At 46.5% G+C, this 21,578-nt stretch carries 20 protein-coding genes, 1 rRNA gene, 1 other RNA gene and 1 riboswitch; of the genes, 13 read left to right on the forward strand and 9 right to left on the reverse strand.

All coding sequences use genetic code 11. The annotated features are described in order from the left end of the window. The 7 genes from rrf to bluB all read left to right on the forward strand — a co-directional run. A 5S ribosomal RNA gene (gene rrf / locus DU002_RS19665) occupies positions 1-74 on the forward strand; the annotation flags it as partial. 252 nt (positions 75-326) lie between these two features. Then, a riboswitch (cobalamin riboswitch) is annotated at positions 327-474 on the forward strand. A gap of 88 nt (positions 475-562) precedes the next feature. Beyond that, a complete protein-coding gene (gene cobT / locus DU002_RS10675) occupies positions 563-1,588 on the forward strand; it encodes a nicotinate-nucleotide--dimethylbenzimidazole phosphoribosyltransferase (RefSeq protein WP_114338382.1) in 1,026 nt (341 codons plus the stop codon). Then, positions 1,588-2,352 (forward strand): adenosylcobinamide-GDP ribazoletransferase, encoded by a 765-nt coding sequence (locus tag DU002_RS10680; RefSeq protein WP_114338383.1) that lies wholly within the window; start codon positions 1,588-1,590, stop codon positions 2,350-2,352. The genes cobT and DU002_RS10680 overlap by 1 nt, the downstream gene beginning before the upstream one ends. Further along, entirely contained in the window at positions 2,349-2,867 is a 519-nt protein-coding gene (gene cobU / locus DU002_RS10685) for a bifunctional adenosylcobinamide kinase/adenosylcobinamide-phosphate guanylyltransferase (RefSeq protein WP_114338384.1), read from the forward strand. Before DU002_RS10680 ends, cobU begins: the two co-directional genes overlap by 4 nt. Beyond that, a complete protein-coding gene (locus DU002_RS10690) occupies positions 2,864-3,505 on the forward strand; it encodes a histidine phosphatase family protein (RefSeq protein WP_114338385.1) in 642 nt (213 codons plus the stop codon). The genes cobU and DU002_RS10690 overlap by 4 nt, the downstream gene beginning before the upstream one ends. Beyond that, a complete protein-coding gene (cobO, locus tag DU002_RS10695) occupies positions 3,506-4,111 on the forward strand; it encodes a cob(I)yrinic acid a,c-diamide adenosyltransferase (RefSeq protein WP_114338386.1) in 606 nt (201 codons plus the stop codon). 5 nt (positions 4,112-4,116) lie between these two features. Next, positions 4,117-4,776 (forward strand): 5,6-dimethylbenzimidazole synthase, encoded by a 660-nt coding sequence (gene bluB / locus DU002_RS10700; RefSeq protein WP_114338387.1) that lies wholly within the window; start codon positions 4,117-4,119, stop codon positions 4,774-4,776. A gap of 52 nt (positions 4,777-4,828) precedes the next feature. Here the strand turns inward: bluB and DU002_RS10705 are convergent, their stop codons facing one another. Next, positions 4,829-5,155: a hypothetical protein gene (locus tag DU002_RS10705; protein ID WP_114338388.1), complete on the reverse strand. Its 327-nt coding sequence runs from the start codon at positions 5,153-5,155 to the stop codon at positions 4,829-4,831. A gap of 167 nt (positions 5,156-5,322) precedes the next feature. On the opposite strand from DU002_RS10705, the gene DU002_RS10710 reads away from it, so the two are divergent. Continuing rightward, positions 5,323-7,191, forward strand: coding sequence for an AsmA family protein (locus DU002_RS10710; RefSeq protein WP_114338389.1), 1,869 nt, complete (start codon positions 5,323-5,325; stop codon positions 7,189-7,191). Positions 7,192-7,266: 75 nt separating this feature from the next. Beyond that, positions 7,267-7,363: signal recognition particle sRNA small type (gene ffs / locus DU002_RS10715), an RNA gene on the forward strand. Between the two features lie 35 nt (positions 7,364-7,398). On the opposite strand, the gene DU002_RS10720 is transcribed toward ffs, so the two are convergent. Next, a complete protein-coding gene (locus DU002_RS10720; protein WP_114338390.1) occupies positions 7,399-7,971 on the reverse strand; it encodes a YtfJ family protein in 573 nt (190 codons plus the stop codon). Positions 7,972-8,151: 180 nt separating this feature from the next. After that, a complete protein-coding gene (locus DU002_RS10725) occupies positions 8,152-9,534 on the reverse strand; it encodes a glutamate decarboxylase (RefSeq protein WP_114338391.1) in 1,383 nt (460 codons plus the stop codon). 429 nt (positions 9,535-9,963) lie between these two features. Between DU002_RS10725 and DU002_RS10730 the strand changes: the two genes are divergently transcribed. Further along, complete coding sequence (locus DU002_RS10730; RefSeq protein WP_233496477.1) at positions 9,964-11,844, forward strand: aspartate:alanine exchanger family transporter; 1,881 nt, start codon at positions 9,964-9,966, stop codon at positions 11,842-11,844. Between the two features lie 49 nt (positions 11,845-11,893). Continuing rightward, complete coding sequence (locus tag DU002_RS10735) at positions 11,894-12,544, forward strand: hypothetical protein (RefSeq protein WP_114338393.1); 651 nt, start codon at positions 11,894-11,896, stop codon at positions 12,542-12,544. Between the two features lie 135 nt (positions 12,545-12,679). On the opposite strand, the gene DU002_RS10740 is transcribed toward DU002_RS10735, so the two are convergent. The 6 genes from DU002_RS10740 to DU002_RS10765 form a co-directional block, all read right to left on the reverse strand. Beyond that, the gene (locus tag DU002_RS10740) at positions 12,680-13,849 is read right to left on the reverse strand and encodes a porin (protein WP_114338394.1); all 1,170 of its coding nucleotides are present in this window, start codon (positions 13,847-13,849) and stop codon (positions 12,680-12,682) included. A gap of 290 nt (positions 13,850-14,139) precedes the next feature. Then, the gene (locus DU002_RS10745) at positions 14,140-14,958 is read right to left on the reverse strand and encodes a YccT family protein (protein ID WP_114338395.1); all 819 of its coding nucleotides are present in this window, start codon (positions 14,956-14,958) and stop codon (positions 14,140-14,142) included. An 86-nt stretch (positions 14,959-15,044) separates the two neighbouring features. After that, positions 15,045-15,314 (reverse strand): late competence development ComFB family protein, encoded by a 270-nt coding sequence (locus DU002_RS10750; RefSeq protein WP_114338396.1) that lies wholly within the window; start codon positions 15,312-15,314, stop codon positions 15,045-15,047. A 137-nt stretch (positions 15,315-15,451) separates the two neighbouring features. Continuing rightward, positions 15,452-16,099, reverse strand: coding sequence for a DUF2057 family protein (locus tag DU002_RS10755; RefSeq protein ID WP_114338397.1), 648 nt, complete (start codon positions 16,097-16,099; stop codon positions 15,452-15,454). 16 nt (positions 16,100-16,115) lie between these two features. Further along, positions 16,116-16,661 (reverse strand): primosomal replication protein PriC, encoded by a 546-nt coding sequence (priC, locus tag DU002_RS10760; protein ID WP_114338398.1) that lies wholly within the window; start codon positions 16,659-16,661, stop codon positions 16,116-16,118. Then, a complete protein-coding gene (locus DU002_RS10765; RefSeq protein WP_114338399.1) occupies positions 16,655-17,428 on the reverse strand; it encodes a TSUP family transporter in 774 nt (257 codons plus the stop codon). The genes priC and DU002_RS10765 overlap by 7 nt, the downstream gene beginning before the upstream one ends. Before the next feature lie 479 nt (positions 17,429-17,907). On the opposite strand from DU002_RS10765, the gene DU002_RS10770 reads away from it, so the two are divergent. After that, positions 17,908-20,805, forward strand: a complete 2,898-nt coding sequence (locus DU002_RS10770) for a TonB-dependent receptor plug domain-containing protein (RefSeq protein WP_114338400.1) — start codon at positions 17,908-17,910, stop codon at positions 20,803-20,805. 60 nt (positions 20,806-20,865) lie between these two features. Continuing rightward, positions 20,866-21,516 carry a TIGR02466 family protein gene (locus tag DU002_RS10775; RefSeq protein WP_158538030.1) on the forward strand — a complete coding sequence of 217 codons (651 nt, stop codon included), beginning with the start codon at positions 20,866-20,868 and terminating at the stop codon, positions 21,514-21,516. The last annotated feature ends 62 nt before the right edge of the window (positions 21,517-21,578 follow it).

Genomic DNA, 21,578 nt, shown 5'->3' on the forward strand with positions numbered 1-21,578 from the left:
AACTCAGCAGTGAAACGCAATTGCGCCGATGGTAGTGTGGGGCTTCCCCATGTGAGAGTAGGTCACCGCCAGACACCTAATACAGTGAAGAGGCTACCCGATAGGGTAGCCTTTTTGCGTTTAAGGCGATTGAAAACAGTAAAGCCCTTCGCCCAAGCGAGGGGCTTTTTTGTTGGAGCAGCCTTTAGCGCCGTGGCCACTATGAAGTAGCGTATCGTTCTTCATTTAGTTTGTTCAGTGAAACGATACAACTTTCAATCTCTCTCCGTTATTGATTAAAGCCTAGCGTTGTGACCATGGCGTGTTTACCCGTATACTCATCTCTCCTGTCATTCTGGGAATAAAGTCTTTCCAAATGGGAATGTGGTGAGAATCCACAACTGTACCCGCAACTGTGATCACTACTTGGTTCAACGATTTGTTTGATAAGAGTTTTGTGTAAGTCAGATGACCAGCTTTACTCCTAGCACAGCAGCCGAGCGGGTAACTCGGAGGGCTGGGCATTATCAGTAATGCTCCCTCCATTTTTAGCTGATTATCTCTTTATTAAGCAGGTGAGCAGATGTGGTCAATTAGCCATATTAGTGACGATAGAACTCAATTAATTCGAACTACCATTGATAACAAAACCAAGCCGTTGGGCGCATTGGGTGCTTTAGAAACGCTGGCATTGCAGATCGCTCAAATTCAGGACTCTGCGACACCTGCGCTTACAAAGCCTGTGTTTTGGGTATTCGCTGGCGATCATGGGATCACCGATGAAGGGGTTAGTGCCTATCCAAAAGAGGTGACTTCGCAGATGGTGATGAACTTCGTCAACGGTGGTGCTGCAATTAATGTGTTTTGTCGGCAACACGATATTCAGCTTTACGTCGTCGATGCAGGCATCAGCTCCACGATCGAATACTCTGATAAGCTGCTGAATTGCTCTTTGGGTAAGGGTACGAAGAATTTCTTGCTGCAAAACGCTATGACCTCAGAACAAGTACAGTTTGCCTTTTCGCACGCGAAGGAGCTGATTGCTGGCGCGGAGCGTACTGGCACAAATATTGTTGGCTTTGGTGAAATGGGAATAGGGAATACAACGTCTGCCGCTGCGTTGATGGCGTTAGTGACGGGGATCCAAGCTGATCTATGCGTAGGGCGAGGAACCGGTGTGGATGATGCTGGCGTTTCGCTGAAAGCTGCTGTCGTCAGCAAGTTGCTAGCTCGCGTTAACGGCCGGCTTGATCCGGTCTCAGCCCTGGCAGCGGCAGGCGGTTTTGAAATAGCGATGATGACGGGGGCTATGCTTGCTGCAGCCGAAAGCAAAATGGTGGTTCTTGTCGATGGCTTTATTGCTTCAGTGGCGGCTTTGTTGGCTTATAAAATTGCCCCTGCGGCACGCGACTATTTCGTCTTTTGTCATGCATCAGATGAACGTGGGCACCAACGTTTACTGGCAGAGATGAATGCTAGACCCCTACTAGATTTAGGAATGAGACTCGGTGAAGGCACTGGGGCAGCGCTTGCGTATCCTTTGTGCCAAAGTGCCGTTGCATTTCTTAATGAGATGGCTTCTTTTGGTGATGCGGGCGTCAGTCAATAATGAATTGGTTTCAATTACAGTGGCGTCTGTTTCTTGTAGCCGTGCAATTTCTTACTCGTGTCCCGGTTGTGATCCCGGGGGAGTTTGATCCTCGCTGGTTAAGTCGGTGCTGCGTGTATTTTCCCGTGGTTGGTTCCCTTATTGGCTTGGCTGCCGCTGCTGTATATTTGCTTTGTGTTGATGCGCTGGGAACGACGATTGGCGTTATGTTGTCTATGGCTGCATCAGTTCTTATTACCGGAGCGTTCCATGAAGATGGCCTAGCGGATACCTGTGACGGGCTTGGTGGCGGTTTAGATTGCGTGCATAAGTTGAGGATCATGAAAGATTCTCGTATAGGTACTTATGGTGCAATCGGGCTGTTTATGGTGTTGATGCTCAAGGCGGCCAGCTTAACGCAGTTGCAATCGGCGCTTATTATCGTTGTTGCACATGCTGTGAGTAGATCCTTCTCGGTAAGTTTTATTTTTAATCTTAAATATGTTGCCGACGCTGAAAGTAGTAAGAGTAAACCGCTGGCGACACGCCTGTCTGCTTTAGGTTTGTTATTTACTATGAGTTGGGCGGCATTAATGTTGGCATTTATTCCGTGGCAAATGGCAGTCGTCAGTCTGATTTGTTTAGTTATTCTGAGAGTGATTTTACAACAGTTCTATATTCGTCAAATAGGCGGTTATACCGGTGATACCTTAGGGGCTGCGCAGCAGCTGTCAGAACTTATTATTTATCTTTCTTGCATTGCTGTTACAGGAACATTGCTGTGATTGAATTAGTGCTTGGTGGTGCTCGTTCGGGGAAAAGTGCTTACGCTGAATCTCTACTGAAGCGCAGTGGTAGCAACGTCGTATACATTGCTACCGCACAAGCTTTTGATCAGGAGATGAGTGAGCGTATTTTACATCACCAATTACAACGCCCAGCAGAATGGCAGCTGATCGAGTCGCCGTTGGTGCTGGCCGAAACGCTGGATTCCCTGTCCAACAGCGAACATTACTTGCTGGTTGATTGCCTGACGTTATGGCTTAGTAACCACTTGCTTGCTGATGAGTCTTCATTGGCTGCTGAAATTGACCGTTTGCTTGCAGTATTAGCGCGGATGTCGTGTCGGGTGCTCCTGGTGAGTAATGAAGTTGGTATGGGGATTGTGCCAGAAAACCGGTTGGCGCGACGTTTTCGAGATGAAGCGGGCTGGTTGAATCAACGCGTCGCTCAGATTGCAGATAAGGTGACCTTGGTAACCGCAGGTATGCCGCTTGTGCTCAAAGGGCAGAATTTGTGAGTACGCTTCAAGAGCTTTTTCTTATTCGTCACGGTGCCGTCGCCGGTCCGCCATGCCTGTTGGGGCGAACCGACACCGCAGTTTCAGATCGCGGGCATCAAGCTGCCGTTGAACTCGTTGAGCAAATGGGAGATCTGATGGCGTACGATGCGCTGTTTACCTCCCCCCGTATTAGATGTCGCCGCACCGCTGATATCATCGCCAAGCGCTGTTCGCTTGAAGTGCAAACTGAAACAGGATTTAGTGAATGTGACTTTGGCGAGTTAGATGGCAAGCCTTTTGCCGCGTATTCGGAAGATGAACGGCAGCTACTTGGCAAGTTCTGGGGGGCTCCTATGAGTGATACATTGCCTGGTGCTGAGCCATTACAAGTGTTTCATCGTCGCACAGCTGAGGCATTGTCATCGCTATGGCAACGTTTTGATTCACAGGCTATCGCTTTTACTCATGGTGGAGTGATCCGAATGCTATTAGCTGAGGTAATGGGTTTCGGGTGTGGCGGTATGCAATCCCTGTTATCTCTGAGTATTCCCTATGCTTCTGTGACCTCTATCCAGCGTTATCATGCGCTTGGCCAAGATGCACAGTACAGTGTTCGCCATCTCGGATGGCAGCCCAAATTTTTGATGGAGAGTTAAATGGTCGATAAAGCGGTAAAGGATGAACGCCACAAAGCGCGTCAACAGAAACTGAAAGAAAACGTGGATAAGCGTGTTGATGCGGCGCAAACCGAGCGTGGCGTATTGATAGTGATCACTGGGAACGGTAAGGGCAAGAGTACCTCTGGATTTGGTACCGTGGCACGTTGTGTTGGACACGGCTATAAGGCTGCTGTGGTGCAATTCATCAAAGGGACGTGGGATTGTGGTGAACGTAACCTTCTCGAAGGTGCCGGCGTAGAGTTTCAGGTGATGAATACGGGATTTACCTGGGAAACACAAAATAAGGAAGCCGATACTGCGGCTGCGCAGAAAGTTTGGCAAGCGGCAAAGCGGATGTTAGCCGATCCTAGCCTGCACTTGGTGTTACTGGATGAAATTACTTATATGGTTCAGTACGGTTATCTCGACTTAGATGAAGTTATCGATGCTCTTAATGCCAGACCTGAGGAGCAAAGCGTGGTATTGACCGGGCGGGGAGCTCATCGCCGGCTAACGGAAATTGCTGATACGGTTTCTGAAGTACAGCCATTAAAGCATGCTTTTGATGCTGGTATTAAAGCGCGTAAAGGGGTGGATTGGTGAGCTCCATGGCACCTCGGGGGCGTTTCAGCGCAGAGTTTGCTGATGCTGTTGAATCCGTTATCCAGCAGCGTCGCGATATTCGGGGTAATCACTTTACCTCTAAACCTATTCCTGATGCTGTTTACCAGCGGATATTGAATGCCGGTCTACATGCCCCTTCCGTCGGTTTTTCGCAACCTTGGCGCTTTGTTACGATCAAGGAACAGGCAACAAAAGAGCAAATATCAGACTCATTTGAACAGAAGAACCGTGAAGGTGAAGCTTGCTTCACTGATGAGAAGCAATCGCTTTATCGCCGTCTTAAACTTGAAGGCATAAAAGAGTCACCAATCAACTTGGCGGTGTTTTATGCGCCGAATGATGGCCCCGTACTTGGCCAAACAGCGATGCCTGATATGGGGCGCTTTAGCGTGGTTTGCGCTATCGAAAACATGTGGCTGATGGCTAGGGCGTTAAATGTGGGCATCGGTTGGGTGAGTATTTTGGATCCGAAGGTGGTTAAGGCCGCTGTTAAAGCGCCTGATACTTGGGAGCTGGTTGGTTATCTCTGTCTAGGGTATACCGATGATTTTCCTGAAATCCCAGAGCTAAAAGCCTTAGGTTGGGATAAACAGCGTGAACTTTCTGAAGTGCTATTTGATGAGGTTTGCCCGAGCAATGGTTAGAGGGAAGAGGGGGAGTGAGGAGCAGAAGCCCCTCACTCAGCACTAACATAAGTTAGTGAGATTTGCCGGGGGTGGGCATACCTGTTGTTCTTTCTACGGAATCTAACACTTCACCGTGTTGGCGAATAAATGATTCGACCAGTGCTTGCCAAGCAGTGCAGTAGCCTTCTTGATCTATAATCACTTGAAGCTCTTCATTGCTCATACCAACCTGTGGAACACCGTCTACTTCGCCTTGCTCTGGGGCGTTGTTAAGGACAATAAATCCTTCTAGCTGTTGATAGCACTCCTGTTCCATTGGTGAAACGCCATCGGGAATTTCAGCCCATGCATGGGTGCTTAACATCGCTAAAACTACTAAACCTGCTTTTTTTAACATCGTCACATCCTGAGACTGTACAACACACCAGACCAAATATATTGAATTGGTTATGGTTTATTTTTAATTCAAAAGGTTAACATGTTTCTATTATTCCACGTCAGCAGAATATTCTACCCTAAATTCTGCCTACACTTAACGAAAGGAACTGTGATCAGGTGAACGTGATGGGAAAAATACTTAAAGTTTTGGCCGCTGTGTTGGCTCTCTTGCTCTTGGTGGTGATAGTGGTTGTTGTCACCTTTGATCCAAACAAGTACAAACCTGAAGTGACATCGCAGGTTGAAAAAGCCACTGGCAGAGTTCTAACCATCGATGGCGACATCGGATTACAGCTCTTTCCATCTATCGGCTTTTCAGTTGACGGCGTAAAGTTAAGCAATGCCGTCGGTTTTCCGGTTGAGCCAATGATTGAAGTGGCTGATGTGAGTGTCTCTGTGGCTCTATTGCCTCTGTTTAGCGGTCAGGTAGAGATCCATGGTGTCAGCCTAAACGGGGTCGCTGTTCGCCTGCAGAAGAGAGACGGTGTATCTAATCTCGATGATTTGGCTGCACAAGGCACGCCTGCGCAGCATGAAGATGAAGTGATCGTTGAGGCGGAGCCGAGTGACGTTGTTCAACCCATACTGCCCCCAGGCTTCTATTTAGGCTCAGTGGCCTTAACCGACGTTGAACTTATCTCTGAAGATTTAGATGCGCAGACTAAACAAACCGTCACCATTGAAGCTTGTACTTTGGGACCTGTTGCTGCAGATACTGTGGGTGAGTTGTCTTGTCATATAGAAGCGTCAACACCGGAGATCAGTGCAGCTGTTGATGTCTCAGGCTCACTAAGTATTGTCTCAGCGAGTTCAGTCGTGGAGGTAAGAGATTTACAGATAGCACTTTTAGCCACTGGAAGTAGCATTCCAAATGGTGAAATGAGTGCCTTAGTGAAAGCTCAGCTTAGCTATCTAAAGCAGGATAAATTGCTATCTCTTAATCCGCTTGGTTTGTCATTTGACGGTCAAGCTATGGACGGTTATTTCTCGCTTGCCCATCAAGATGTTCCTGTTATTCGATTCGAATTAGCTTCAGAGCTGATTGATATTGATAAGCTATTGCCCGCAAGTCAGCCTGCATCGGCTGAAAATGCCAAGCCAGCGCCGAGCGCACCTCAAGAGCCTGCAACTGAGCCAGACCTGAGTGGGCTTAATGGGGTTGATTTGGCTGGAACCGTTAAGGTTGCGCAACTAAATGCTTCTAATCTTTCTATTCAAGATCTATTGCTGACATTGAAAATTGTAGACGGCAAGCTCAGTGCTGCCCCGGTATTAGCTAAGCTATATGGCGGCGATTTGGCGCTATCAGCTATTTTAGATGGCACTATTTATCCTGCGGGCTATCAGCTCAGTACCCAGGTAAGGGAGGTTGAAGCATTGCCATTGGTTAAAGCACTTGCCGACAAAGAGTTGGTTTCAGGCAAGGGTAGCGTAAGTTTTAGACTTAAAGGCGTGGGGTTGACTCCTGATGCGATTAAAAAGGGGGCGAATGGTCGTGGTAACTTTGAATTCAAAGACGGTGCTGTCAATGGCATTAATGTTCCACATCTTATCCGCTCAACTTATGCGACTCTGACTGGTAAAGGAGATAAAGCAACAGACGCGCCTCAGAAAACTGATTTTACGGCATTAACGGGCTCATTTAATCTCGCTGATGGTCAAGTAACTAATCCAGACTTACTGATGATGTCACCACTACTAAGGCTTAACGGCCGTGGTAGTGCGGGTCTAGTGACGGAGCAATTGGATTATCGTTTGTTAGTGGCTCTAGTGGCGAGTTTGGAAGGTCAGGGCGGGAAGGGGACCGATGACCTTAAAGATGTTGAGATACCTTTACATATTAGTGGCGCCATGGCTGCGCCAGATATCTCACTCGATCTAGAATCGGCGATGGGAAATAAGGTTAAAGGTGACTTACAACAGAAGCTTGATGAAAAATTGGACGATAACGAAAAGCTTAAATCGTTGAAAGATAAATTAGGCGACTTTCTTTAGTCTGAGGGTACTTGCAAAGTGCGGCGGCTTTAGGATATAGTCGCCGCGCCTTTCGAGGTGCAGTTATGGTGGCCCTATTGGTCCCCTCGCAACGATAATATGTGAACTCGGCCAGGCCCGGAAGGGAGCAACCGCAGCGTATGACTCGTGTGCCGGGGTGTGGCTGGTGGGGTCGCCACCCAAACCTCTTCTCTATAAAATATCAAGTTATTGAATCGTTTTATTTATTAATTCAATTACTTGTTGCATCTCTTTATCGCTTAGTTTGCCCTCTTTAACGAATAAAATTTCTCCCATCTGATTTTGCACAATGATCGCTGAACTTTCCTCTTTCAACCCCCAAGCTTTAGCAATGTCACCCTCTTGATCGACGACCAAAGATGACCATGGGAACTCTTTTTTGCTACTTTCCGCCGAGGACTTAACGATGCCGCTGGTTCCCCACATAGCATCATCTTGGTTGATAATGGTTGTGGTTTGATAGCTCTGCTCAGGAAAATGTTGTTCGCTAATCATCGTCATTAATGGTGCATTCATCTGCTTGGCACTGGTTCGGCCGGCCATCGCTTGAATCACTCGAACTTTACCTGCCAACTTGCTGGTATCCCACGGTTGATAGCTTATCTCTTCTTTGGTGAGGACTATTTCACCGAGTTTATCTACCGCGACGGTTGGTGCCGTCCCACCGATGGAAAGGTTATGAGCCGACACTGTGAAACAGGTGAAAAATCCGTATACGATGATAAAAATGGGTAGTCGCAGGTCAGTTTTTGTCGCCATTTGTCACGTCCCCGTTAGTCGTTAATCAGATAGATCTAAAAGTGATCTATCGTAAAGCTCTTGAGAGTACTGATGTGTTTTTTTATTTACTTGTTTGTTGCGTCAGTCTAAACAAAGAAAGCCAGTGCTAGCCGACAACGCCCAGCACTGGCTTACTTTGTTTCAAGTACTATGGATACATTAGCACTTAGGTGAGGACTTATCGTGACTGTGTAAGGCTGGTGGTGTGGCTGTACCACCATGCTCTTCCAGATACTTACAGGCGTTGATTATATCTTCTGCCAATTGACCAATAACGTGTTTGTTTAGGTGGGCTCGCACAACGATCCGTAATGAAACGACCGTTTCTGCTTTGGGTGGCATGGTATAAGCTGACAGTACCCAACCTTTTTCTCGTACTTTGGCTGATACATCAAACTCGTTAAAGTTCTTAACGTGATCTTTCAGTGTTAACGCCACCACAGGAATACGTTGGGTTTTGTTCATCACTTCGAAATAACCGCTTTCCAACAGTAGATCTCGGAGGTGAACCGTATTTTCCATAGTCAGTTCCATAATACGTTTATAGCCTTCAAAGCCATAACGCATAAACTGATATGCCTGCGCAATAATGGGTGCCGCATTGCGACTGAAATTGAGTGTTGCTGTGGGCGATTCTCCACCAAGGTAGTTCACATAGAATATAAGGTCTTCATTAAAAACTTTTTTGTCCCTAAACACGACCCAGCCTAGTCCAGGATTAACCAAGCCAAATTTATGCCCAGATGCATTAATCGACTGCACCCGAGGCAAGCGGAAGTCCCATTCGTAGTCGGGATAAAGGAAAGGATTTACAAAACCACCTGACGCGCCATCAATATGCAACGGAATTGAGATGCCGGTTTTCTTTTCATAAGCATCTAACCAATCATGTATCTCCTGAATTTCGTCATCCTCACCAGTGAAGGTCTGACCTGCAATTGCAACGACACAGATTGTATTTTCATCAACGTATTCATCGAGGTGTTCTGCTGTTAGACGGTAGTTACCGACTTCCAGCGGCACAATCTTCGCTTCAACATCGAAGTACTTCATGAACTTTTTCCAGACAATCTGGACGTTCCCACCAGTGACCATATTGGGTTTGCTGGCATCTTTTCCTGCTGCCTTTCTCGCTTCGCGCCAATTCCACTTGTGAGCTAATCCCGCCAACATACACGCTTCAGAGCTACCTACGGTAGCCGCACCATAAGGTTCAACATCTGCCGGGCCATTCCAGAGTTGATGGATCATGTTGACCATTCTGGTTTCAAGGTCATATGTCTTAGGGTACATGTCATGGTCAACATAGTTGACATGAGCATGGGCTCCCTCAAGCTCTTTTAATTCAGGCTCAATAAAAGTGGTCACAAAGCTGGACAGGTTGAGCATCGGATTGGCGTCAGTCCACATGTGGGCTTCCAACCGCGCTTTCGCTGAACGAGCGGAAACGCCAGTTTTTGGAAATTCGTTTTCACCAATCTCCAGCTGGAACTCTTCATACATTGAAATGTTTGGATCGTTATGTTCGTCTCTGTTGCTCATTGTGTCTGCCTTCCTTACTTATAGTAATCAGCGGTCATAGCAATCTCACGGTATAAGTCCGATATACCTTCATGATTACAATGCGCATAGCTTGTGATGTTTTACCATCTCTAGTGACCAACCTCTGCCAATGTCCAACGTCAGAACAGACATCACCATTGACAAAACATAGACAACTTCACTAGGCAAGCAAGAATGCTTAAGCAGTTGTTTGTTGAAAATTAAACCTAGATCAATAACTAGAAGATAACCTGCTGGTTGTTTGTTTTTTAGCCTACATTTATTGGGGTTGACTTTTACTTTTTGCGTTATAGCGAATGCTCCGGCTTCATCTGCGGAGGAGGTAAAGCAACGTAATAGAGCTGGCGGCCAGATCTAATTTAATAAACCAGACACTCCGACTATTGTGGTAACAAGGAATTTGTCCCTATGACCTTTTCTCGACAGAACACTATGAAGCGGCTAGCGAAAGCAGGGGAACGACTTAAGCCCAAATTGTGCCCCCCACTATTGGTTATACTTTGTTTTATCTCTTTGGGAGCTAACGCTGCGAGTAGTGAAGTGGCCACAGTGTCTGGCCCTATTGCCTATCTATTTAACTATCTAAGCGAAAACCCGTTTGTCTTTCTGTTTGTTGCTCTTGCTATTGGGTATCCATTGGGATCTGTCACAATCAAAGGGGTTGGGTTAGGTTCTACCGCGGGTACGCTGGTCGTTGGTATAGCGATCTCTTTAAGTTCATACGTTCTTTATGACATCAGCATAACGGCTCCAGGCTTAGTGTCTGACATCTTTCTGATGATGTTTATGTACGCCATTGGTATGAAAGTCGGGCCGCAATTTTTCTCCGGATTAGCGAGAGGCGGTATTGATTTCATAGTCATTGGCTTGATTGTTGTTTGTGCTAATTTCGCTATCGTATTTTTCGGGGCAAAGCTGCTTGATTTAGCGCCAGGTTATGCTGCGGGAATTATTTCTGGTAGCTATACGGTAACGGCGGTGATGGGCGTTGCACAGTCCGCTGTTTCCAGTGGTGCCTATCATATACCTGAGGGACTGACTGCCGATACTATTGGGGCAAATATGGCTGCAGGCTATGCTGTCAGTTATGTGCTCTCTACAGTTTTTATTATTCTATTTATTAAATATTTGCCAGCTATGTTCGGCATCGATCCGGTAAAGGCGGGGAAAGAAGCGGAGGCCGACTTTGGTGGCGGAGAGGGTACGGAAGCGCTCCCTGGTACGGCGGGTTTTTCCAGTCCTGGAACACTGCCTGTTGAGATCCGTAGCTATAAAGTTGAGCATGAGGAATTAGTAGGTAAGAGTATTCGTGAACTATTTGCGCTCTATCCAAATGCCGCGGTACTTAAGGTAGTGCGCGGTGATGACGTTTTTGATGCATCAACTAATCCCACTATTCAAATGGGTGATGTGATCGGAGTTCGTGGACGTTACGCTAATTTAATTGCCAAAGGCGAAGATAAAGTTGGCACTGAGGTAGATGAGATCCGCGCCCGTGATATCGAGATCGAAGTTGCCGACATACATGTGGGTAAAACTGAATATGCAGGTAAGACGATAGAAGAGCTCGGCAAGGAGATCGGTTTTGGTCTTTATTGCAAAGCAATTTTTCGGCAAGGTCAGGCTATCCCTCATCTGCCGCAAACAATCGTTGAAGTCGGCGACGTGGTTCGCTTAGCGGGACCTAAATGGTGTGTTGATGAAGCGGCAAAAAAATTAGGCGGCAAACCAATAGTCGAAAGTACCGTCACAGAGACATTTTATTTGGCGGTCTCTTTAGTGATTGGCTTTGTCGTTGGTCATTTCAGCGTCACCATGGGGGGGATCCCGTTCGCTTTGGGTACATCGGCAGGATGTATGTTAACGGGGATTATGTTCTCATTTTTAAGAACGCGGAATCCAGCTTTTGGTGGTCCCATGGCCGAAGGAGCAAGGAGCTTTTTGCAGGATATTGGCTTGAGTTTGTTCATTGCGGTACTAGCTGCCAATGTAGGACCAAAGATCCTCAACTCGTTTCAGGGAACTGTGGTTATTAAAATCGCCATCCTGGGTTTGCTTGGTGCGTTAGTACCACCATTGCTGGCTTGGCTCTATGGCTTATACGTACGCAAGATGAACCCAATGATCCTCGCTGGAGCGTGTGCAGGCGGTCGAAACAGTACTCCCGCAATGAAGGGTGCGCAGGATGCGTGTGGTAGCTCTATTCCTGCCGTTGGTTATCCAGTGCCCTACGCATTGACCTCGATGCTGGTGTTGATATTTGGTTATCTGGCGATGGTGATGTCTTAGCTCCGGCGTGTGGTGTTTATGCCCGATGAAGTTACGATGGGGTTTTTAAATGGCTGAATCGGGTACACAACAAGTTAAAGTGGCGGTCAACGTGATGCGTTCACGTTTGACTGTCATTGGTTTTAATATCGCAGTGGCATCGTTTCAACTGGCGCGTATCAATGAATTACCGGGTGGCCAACCGGTTTCAGGTGTCGATCACCTAGTACATGCCGGTGTTATGACCGCTTTGCTATTGGCGATGGCTCTCTCGATTATCGCCATGGTGGTTTACCTCTTGTCTGGCAGCATGGATCCGGTGGGAGTTTGCAATCACTGGTCTCTCGTCGCTGGCGATCTGCTGATGTATTTGGCGTTAGCCAGCACGGTATCAGGTTTTTTTGCACCGCTTGGTTTGTCTATCGATATTCTCGCTGCTAATTGGCCGCAGAAGGCCGCGCAGATAGCAATCTTGCATACAGGTTTACTTGCTGTTGGTGGGTTAGGCTGGTTTTTTGCAGCTTACGTTGGCCCGTCTGTTTCTATATTAAGATCGCCGTTTTCCTCTCAGGTTAATTTTCGTTTACTGCTCGCTTATGCTGCTGTGATGCTTTTTTTATCCTGGTTGCATGCACATGCTACGCTCATCGATGATGTGTCAAATCCTGAGTTTTCATTTGCGCTGTTTTTGTTTGAATTAATACAGCCATTTCGTTGGTAACTTGCCAAATTATAAGTTCAGTTTTGTTGGTGATGCCGCCCTAGTGTGTTTTGCAACTATCGAAGTTAATAATGTCATGCTGTTATAAAAAAGGATCACCTAGGTGATCCTTTTTGGGAGATAGCGCTTGACGACTTAGTAATAGTATCTGACACCGAGCGAGTAGATGTTGTCAGGATCTTTGTCGCTGGTGAAGCTGCTGTCTTCAATCTTGTTTTCTGTGTATAGAATGAAGGTTTCTGTCCAGATATATTGGGCACCAAAAGCAAAGTATTTCAGTTCGAAATCACCATCATAGCCGGCGTCATCGCCTGCTTCTTTCAGGTAATTGTATGCAGCGTATAAGCGCCAGTCTGACACCGGCATATAGTGGCCATAAATCTCCAGCCCTTCGCTATCAAATACCGTACCGGCATCATCAAATTCGTGGTTTTCTCCCCAGTTGTAGTTGATGGCGATATTGATGGGATCGCTATAGGCGCCATAAACCGCTCCTACAGCGACAACGTCTTCGTAGTCATCGTTAAAGCCAGCAACATTGGGGGCATTGCTGAGTTCAGAACGGTTGTAAGCCACTCCTAGGGCGATGTCCCAGGGCGTATGGTAGGTAACTGAGCCGCCAGCACCATAATCGTATTCAATGCTGGTGACTACTGGCCCCAAGTTATCGGGATCACAAGGTACGTTTGGATCCTGTTGGCAGGCGTAGATGTCTGTTTCAGAACCTGACTTCGCCTGATACTGCAGTGCGAGGTCAAAATCACCCCAGCTGTTGCGGTAGGTAATCGCTTTTTCGGCACGACCGGTACCTGATTGGCCACCGTCCGTACCATAGTTGTATGTTCCGGAGGCGTTACCGCCCCAAACGAGAAGCACGTCAGTGGGCGCTGTGACGTCATAGTAGGCTGACCACTGTTTGCCTGCCTTGATTGTGCCCCATTTGTCATGTTTAACACCAATTTGGCCATGGCGTAAATTAACGGTATTGTTGAAGTCATCGGCAGAGCTGGCAAAGCTATCGCCACCTTGACTAAAGCCTATTCGATCTGTGTTATCTACCAGGTTTATACGCCATTCTACAAAGCCAAATGCATCCCAGCCTTCGGTCAGCTCTTGAGTATAGGAGAAGTTGATCCTTGAATTAATGTCGTCCATATCGGTGTCGCCGTCGGACTGGGTAAGATTCATCTCGAGGTAACCGCCAATGGCTGCCGTTGTTTTTCCGCTTTTGTAAACATCAGCCGCATGGGCCGTCGCTGGCAGTATCAGTGTACTGATAGCCAGCGCAATTATTGATTTTTGCATTGCGAAGTCTCCGTATTCATCCTTTCAAATACGCACTTAACTCTTTTATATATAGAGATATTTGGCGTTAGACTAAGCGTAGCACCGTATCGGCTTTATATATGGTAAAAGTAAGCTAAAACGTAAAAATCAGCTTTGAAAAACAGTGCGGGGGATTGAAAGAAAGCGGGAGATAGGTTTTGAGCTTTTTTTAGCTTTACTTTATTGAAAAGTGAGGCTCGTGGGGCGGTGTTATTGGGCGCAAAAGTGTATGAAGTCGCGCCGCCGTTCAGCTTTTTGGTTTTGGCTTCTTATTGTTGATTGATTATCCAAATCTGGAAACGTTTTCTTGTTTCTTCATCTGCTTGGCTATATAGCTGCTGCAGTGCTTCTAACTTGTCACTATTGACTCGGGGAGCTGGTGGTGTGGTTTGGTCCGGGGGGGGCATCACACTGACGGACTCTGTGCCCGTTGTCACAGTTGATAAGGAGTTATCTAGGCCCGTTGATGCTACTGGTGCAGATGGTGTTGGAGGTGTTTGTATTTTGGCTGGTTGAAGTTTTTCGGCGGCGGGTTGTGCGAGTGCGGGTTCATTTGATGTGGTAGCAAGAGAGATTTGATGCTGTTTCTTATAGGCTTCAGCTTCTGCGGGTAGATCTCTGTTGAGTTGGAAGCCATCTTGAGGAGGCAACATGAACCATTGGATTGGAAGCTGAACACCATTTTCATCAATCAGCTCGAAGCTAGGCTGATTGACATATTTCCGCGCTTCGCGCTTGTTACTAGGGAGTGCTGCTTGAATTGAAATCGTCTGCCCTGGCTGACTACTGAATAGGATGACGATTGGCTCAGAGCTAATGACATCTGGTGAGGTGGGGCGCCCAAAGTCCTTCGAGTAGCGCAGTAAAACTTGATGGTCACCGGCGTTTAGTGGAAAGGGTTTTCCTTGAGACTGGAATGAGCCTATCTCTTTATCGTCAACATACAGCACTTTGAAAGCGATATCTGCGCGAAAGCTATCAGCTGCAGCCGGAACCGCAGCTGATACCAAAACGCCACCAATCACAATCCAGTAGTGGAATCCCGAGCGGAAAAAGAATAGCGAGTGTGCGAAGTATTTGGCCCACATTATTTACTGTCCTTCCTGGATTTAGATAGGTACGGAAGCTTAGTTGACACTGAAACTTCGACTCTATTTATGCAGATAAGTCTTTACTAAGCTTCTGATGCTCGCTCTCTGAGAAAATGGAGTGACTTTTCGACGGCCTCGTTGGCCTGCATCTCCATTTGTAAACGTTCATTGGCGGGGAGATAAAAGGCCATATCTACTTCGTGGCGAATATAGCGAGGGGGCAGCTGATTTAATGCTAAACACATGAGGTCAGATTGAAACTCTACATCGTCAGATTCATCGATGTTTAGTTTTGCAATCCGCTCTGCAACCAATTGCTCAAAATAATTGCGAATATCTAAATCCAATTTCATAGCTGACTCTCAATCTCGTTTCAGATTTAACAATCAATAGCCTAGCTAAGCGATGGGCAGTTATACAATCGGTGGCATCAAACTATGAGCTATAGCTCATGGTTTGATGCCTGTCTTTGAGGGGAGGGTGATGAAGACTATTGGCTGAGTACTTCTTTCATGAACTGTTGGCGGGTTGCAACATCGGCCTCCTGCCACCAGTATCTGAGCATCTCAAGTGTTTTAGGCGTAACTGGCTTAGCTCCGGTTGCCACCGAGGAAGCTGTTTGTGGCGTCGCTAGGTCGTCAGAAATTGGAACTGCGGGGGCAGTATGCACCTCGTCAGCATCTGGCAGAGCTAATAAACTGGCAAGCCAGTTTTGCTGCTGCTTGGTTTCTGTTACCTGTCGAGTCATTACTACAGAGTTATCTTGTGTATTGATTATCTGCACACTAGGCGCTGCCGCAAAGATCTCTGCACTCTCTTCATCTTCCGGGATCTCCAGCAGCATCTTAAATTCGCCATTTTCGATAGCGGCAAAACGGACATACAAGGGCACAGATTTGATGACCGCGTGCGCACCTTCATCGTCTTCAAATAAGTCTTTATAGCGTAGTTCCAGAACATGCTCGCCTTTTGCGAAGTTCAGCCTATCAGGCTGATTTAGCAAACGAAATCCAAGATCTTTGCCATCAACACTGATTACTTCTATCTCTTCTGGAATGGCTAATGTGGTATTAGCTGCAGCTTGTTGCGGCAATGTTATAGCTGCTACTGATAACAAGATAATGATTAGGTGACGCATCCTTGGATTCTCCTCACTATTGATGCTGGCGTTGCGCAAGCTCTAACTGATCTTCGATCTCAGCTGATGCCTGTCGACACTTCTGTAGTCGGCTTTTTTCGGTTTGTAACCAATTCAACCATTGCTGGCGGAATTGCTCACTTCTGGCGTTGTCCACGGAGTGCTGACACTGTTGCACTCGTCTAAGCAATCTGCGTTCGTATTCTCTATGCTTGTCCAACTGCTCTTTCAGCTTAAGTACTTCTGCAGAGTAGTTTGTGTGTTGTTCAGTTTTAGTTTGTGACGCCTGCTTGACGGCATTGAACAAGGCAGCAAGCTGGTCATTAAGCTGTTCGCAATAATATTGCAGTAATGCTTCACTTTTATGACGCTGTGAGGCTTCGCGAACCCGGGCTAGTGTTTCCCTGCATTGCTGGCAGGCTTGTTTCAGGTTAACAGGGTAGGTGCCAAACAGCTGTTCGTGACGAATACTACTCTTGAGGTGCCCCTCTTTTATTTGTCTATCTAGCGCATCAATTTTTGTGCCGATACCTTGTAACCACTGATTTGCCGAATTCACCATGCTTGATATGCCAATTTAAGTGCCATCAACACGACGACAGTAATAAAAACAGGTTTGATAAAACTTGCACCAAAACGGATCGCGGTGTGAGCACCGATAAAGGAACCTAACATGATGCATATTCCCATGGCTAAGCCAATTCCCCAATTCACATGACTTAACCAAATAAACGCAGCCAGTGAGCAAGCATTGCTGACGAAGTTCATTGCTTTGGCAACACCACTGGAGCGTAAAATATCCATTTTGTAGATCGCCATATTTGAAACCATCCAAAATGCACCCGTGCCAGGACCGGCAAAACCGTCATAGAAACCTAAAACTACGCCTTGTGCAGATTGTGCTTTAACAAGGCGTGATGAGCGCTTGGGTAAACGGTTTTGATATAAAGGGGGCGTACGTTGAAACAGTGTATAAAGCGCAATAAATATGATGACTAAAGGCAGTATACGCTCCAGCCAGTCAGCACTAATTAGATCCACGACCACTGTGCCTATGATGGCACCGACCGCTGTGCAGCATATTGAATAGACCCAAAACATCGGTTGGAACAGACGTTTGCGATAATAAGTAAGGCTGGCTGCGAACGAGCCGAATGTGGCGGCCAGCTTGTTGGTGCCTAATACGATATGGGGCGGTAATCCGGCAGACATTAGTGCAGGTACTGTAAGTAGACCTCCTCCGCCAGCGATGGCGTCAACAAAACCTGCAAGGAGCGCGGCTCCGCAGAGCAATGCCCATACATGTAGGTCTAAGCCTAGTTCAAACATTTTACCGCAGTATTCTATCGCGAGGAGAGATCTAAGGAGGTTAACACAGCCCTCCATATTGCTCTAGCTAGCCGCCGTGTAATGTCGATTGGCGTTACGGGCGGTTCGGTGGCGGCTAAGTATCGAATTTTAGTGTAAATAATGTACTGTAACGTTTCGTTACATCCCTTCAACACTTGCTTAGTGATTGCATCAATTTGGCGCGCCGGTAGCTCCTTTCGCACTAAAGTCAAGCAATTGCTCTCCGCTAACACATTGATTCTAAAGTGATAGGCTTTTTGTGGTTTTTGTAAAGCTAAGTAAACGGATATTAATCAATTGTAAAATTGGTGTTGACCAATTAGGGAATCTTGTGCTTATATCCGAGGTGCGACAGAACAGGTTTGCTTAGCTGACTTGTTCACTATTCGGACTGACTTGATTCAGCCGATGCATAAAAAAAACACTTTTAAAAATAAGTGGTCCAGGGAGAAAAACAGATGTACACATCCAGCAAACTGGCTAAGGCTGTGCGCCTAGCTATGATTGGTGGCGCGTTTGCGAGCGCAGCTACCGCAGTTCCGGCCTATGCGGCGGACGAAGAAGTTGAACGTATTGAGGTTACAGGTTCGCGTATTAAGCGTACTGACCTAGAAACCGCAAGTCCGGTAAGTATCATTTCCGCACAGGATTTGATGGAAAAGGGTATTACTCGTATTGACGATGCTCTTCGTCAGATGACTTCTACCGCAGGTGCCGCTTTGGGTACCAATGTTAACAACGGTTCAGTGGGTAAAGCTGAAGCGAATATGCGTGGTTTGGGTTCTGAGCGAACTCTGGTATTGGTTAACGGACGTCGTTTCCCAATGTCAGGTACAGGCGCCAATGCCTCCGTTGACTTAAATAACATTCCTGTCACCTTCATTAAGCGTATTGAAGTGCTTAAAGATGGCGCTTCTGCTGTCTACGGCTCTGATGCAATTGCTGGTGTAATCAACGTTATCTTGAAAGATGATTTTGAAGGCTTCCAGTTTGATGCGCAGTATGGTGAAACCTTTGAAAATGATGGCGAAGAAGGTACTTTGAGTGCAACTCTTGGCCAAAGCTTCGATCGTGGTCATTTTGTTGTCAACGCAACATATTATGATAAAAAAGAAGTTCGTCAGTCTGATCGTGACTTCTCTGAGTGCCCAATCTTCGAATTCCTTGATTTGGATGGCGACGGTAAGTACGACAAATTCTGTGGCGGTTCAAGCGGCACCATCGGTGGTCGTGGTAATTTAGTTGATGCCAACGGTGATGGTGTAGGCGGGCAAAGACAGTGGTTGCCTGGCGGTCAGAGCCTCGGTGAAGTTGGTGCTGGTGGCCAAAGCTTTAAAGACTACAGTTTCTTTGAAGACAGCTACAACTACGCTTCTTCTTCATACCTCGATACACCACAAAGCCGTGTGCAGTTGAACTTCAACGGTAAGTACGACGTAGCTGATGATATCAGTGTGTTTGCTGAAGGTATGTATACCAACCGCCGTTCTAAGCAGCAAATGGCTCCAACCCGTCCTGATGGCCTTGGCACATCGGCTGCAGGTTCATACTACAACCCGACAACGTCTGATGGCTGGTTTGCAGAAAACGGTTTCTTTAATGACGTAAATGGCGATGGTGTTTGGAACGACGCAGATGAATTCGATGCGACCATGAATACCCGCCGTATGACGGATATTGGCCCTCGTAAAATGGAACAGGAAGTTGATACTTTCCGTTTAGTTACCGGCTTCAATGGTACGTTTGATGCGGCTGAAAGAACTTTCGATTGGGAAGTTTTTTATCAGTATGCTCGTAACAATGGTACAGCGAAGACTAAGAACCAGGTCAATAAAGAGCGTTTCGCTGAGACCATGGATGAAAGCGTCTGTGTTGAAGGTGGTAATGGCGTAGACCAAGTTCCATGTGCGAACTGGTTCGGTGTAGGTCATATGACCGACGACCAGCTTGCTGCTGCTGCTAACTATGTCTCTTATACCGAAGTGGATACTGGTGATAACAGCCAAGAGCTTTACGGTGCGAATATTTCAGGTGAAGTGTTTGAGTTACCTGCCGGTATGATGGGCTTTGCGTTCGGTGTTGAGCATCGTCGTGAAACTGGCTCTGATAACCCAGATGTATTGTCTCAATACGGTATCGGTGGTGGTAACGCTGCTTTACCTACAGAAGGTGAATACGACGTTAACGAGGGTTACCTCGAATTAGCAATTCCTGTGCTCGCAGACCTGCCGGGTGTTGAACGTTTGGATATGACTGCAGCGATGCGTTATTTTGATTATTCGACGTTTGGTTCCGATAGTACGTGGAACTTGGGGGCTACTTGGACAATCAATGAGAACTTCATGATCCGCTCTAAGTACACAGACCAAGCTTTCCGTGCCCCAAGTATTCCTGAATTGTTTGGTGGTCAAGGCGATTCTTATGAGGGTTATAGTGACCCTTGTAGTAATTGGCAGACCCTCGATCCAAATAGCAACACTTATCAAAACTGTATGGCTGACCTTGGCGGAGCCTATGAGCAGCAGGACGGTCAAGTACGTGCTATTGCCGGTGGTAACGAAGATTTGAGCCCTGAAGTGGCTGATATTTTCACCGCTGGTTTCGTAGCTGACTTTGATGGTTTGTTTGGTGGATTAGGTGATGGTTTATCTTTGACTGTAGATTATTACAGTATTGAGATTGACGATGCGATCTCACAGATTGACCCGACCACAAAGCTTAATCAGTGCTACGCGTCTGCTGATGGTGGTATCGGAGGTTCAGGTTCTTACTGTAATGACTTTACTCGTTTAGCTGACGGTGAAGTTGATGGCATTCTCTACTTGGATGAAAACGCATCCAAGTTAGAAACAGCTGGTATTGACTTCAACGTGCGTTATAACTTCCAAGCAACGGGTCTAGACTGGACGGTAACTTGGGATACTACGTGGGTAGATAAGTTCGAAGAAACCAGCCCGGACGGAACTAAGTTAGATTACGTTGGTGTTGTTACATTTGGTTCTGGATCTACACCTGAGTGGAAATCTAACTTAGCACTGCAAGTTGCAGGAGATAAGTGGGACGCGTTCTATCAGATCCGTTATATCGATTCGATGACTGATGAGTTGAAAGCGCTGTATGGAGAAGATCCTGCAGACTACGAGAACCCAGGCTCTTTGGAAGTTGATGAGGTTTGGTATCATGATGCGTCAGTTGGTTATAACGTATTGGATAATGTTCGAATTCAAGCAGGTGTAAACAACTTGTGGGACGAAGAGCCTCCTTATTACACAAGCTATAATGATTCAAATACCGACTTGTACACATACGACCTCGTTGGTCGTCGTTGGTATCTGAGCACTCAAATCAATTTCTAATTGGTATTAGGTGACAGTAAAAAAGGCAGACTTGGTCTGCCTTTTTTTATGGGGGTTTTTATGCAGTCAAACATCAACATTGGTATGCACTTCGCTGTACCCATTGTTAGAGTTTCTTATCCATCACCGGAAGCTTTGAATCGCGATCTTCGCGATATGTTTTTGGCTTGGGAAAAAGATGGGGTTTATAAAACGCTTCAGCCAGTACCGACTAATCAAGTCAATATATATGAGTCTGAATGGGCCTTATTGGATCGAGAAGAACCTCAGATCAGATCGCTGCGTAAATTTATCATGCATAGTTTGTTGCATAGTGTCGCAAAGCTAAACAACCTTGATCAAACTGCTTCGCTTAAACTTAAACCTAATATTCATAGCTGGGTACATTTAACGTCGAATGGTGGCTATGTGTCACAGCATAATCATCCAAACGCTAGCTGGTCTGGCATCTATTTTGTTGATCCAGGTGAATCTCTTGCGGAATCAAAGGACAGTGGATTAGTAAAGTTTGCGACACCAAATCCCGCAATCAAAATGCATCGTGACGCCGGTAATTGTTCGTTACAAGGGCCGTTAAGTCACAATACTCTTGTGATACAACCGAAAGCTGGTGACTTAGTTATCTTTCCTAGCTACTTAATGCATGAGGTCTCTCCTTATGTAGGCTCCGGTCGTCGAATCACAATCGCATTTAACTGCTGGTTCACATAGGTTGTGGTTGAAACCTATAGAGAAAGGCTCGTTTTCATTTTGCCTAAGTACCTTGTTTGCAA

It is taken from the genome of Corallincola holothuriorum (assembly GCF_003336225.1).
Lineage (GTDB): Bacteria > Pseudomonadota > Gammaproteobacteria > Enterobacterales > Neiellaceae > Corallincola > Corallincola holothuriorum.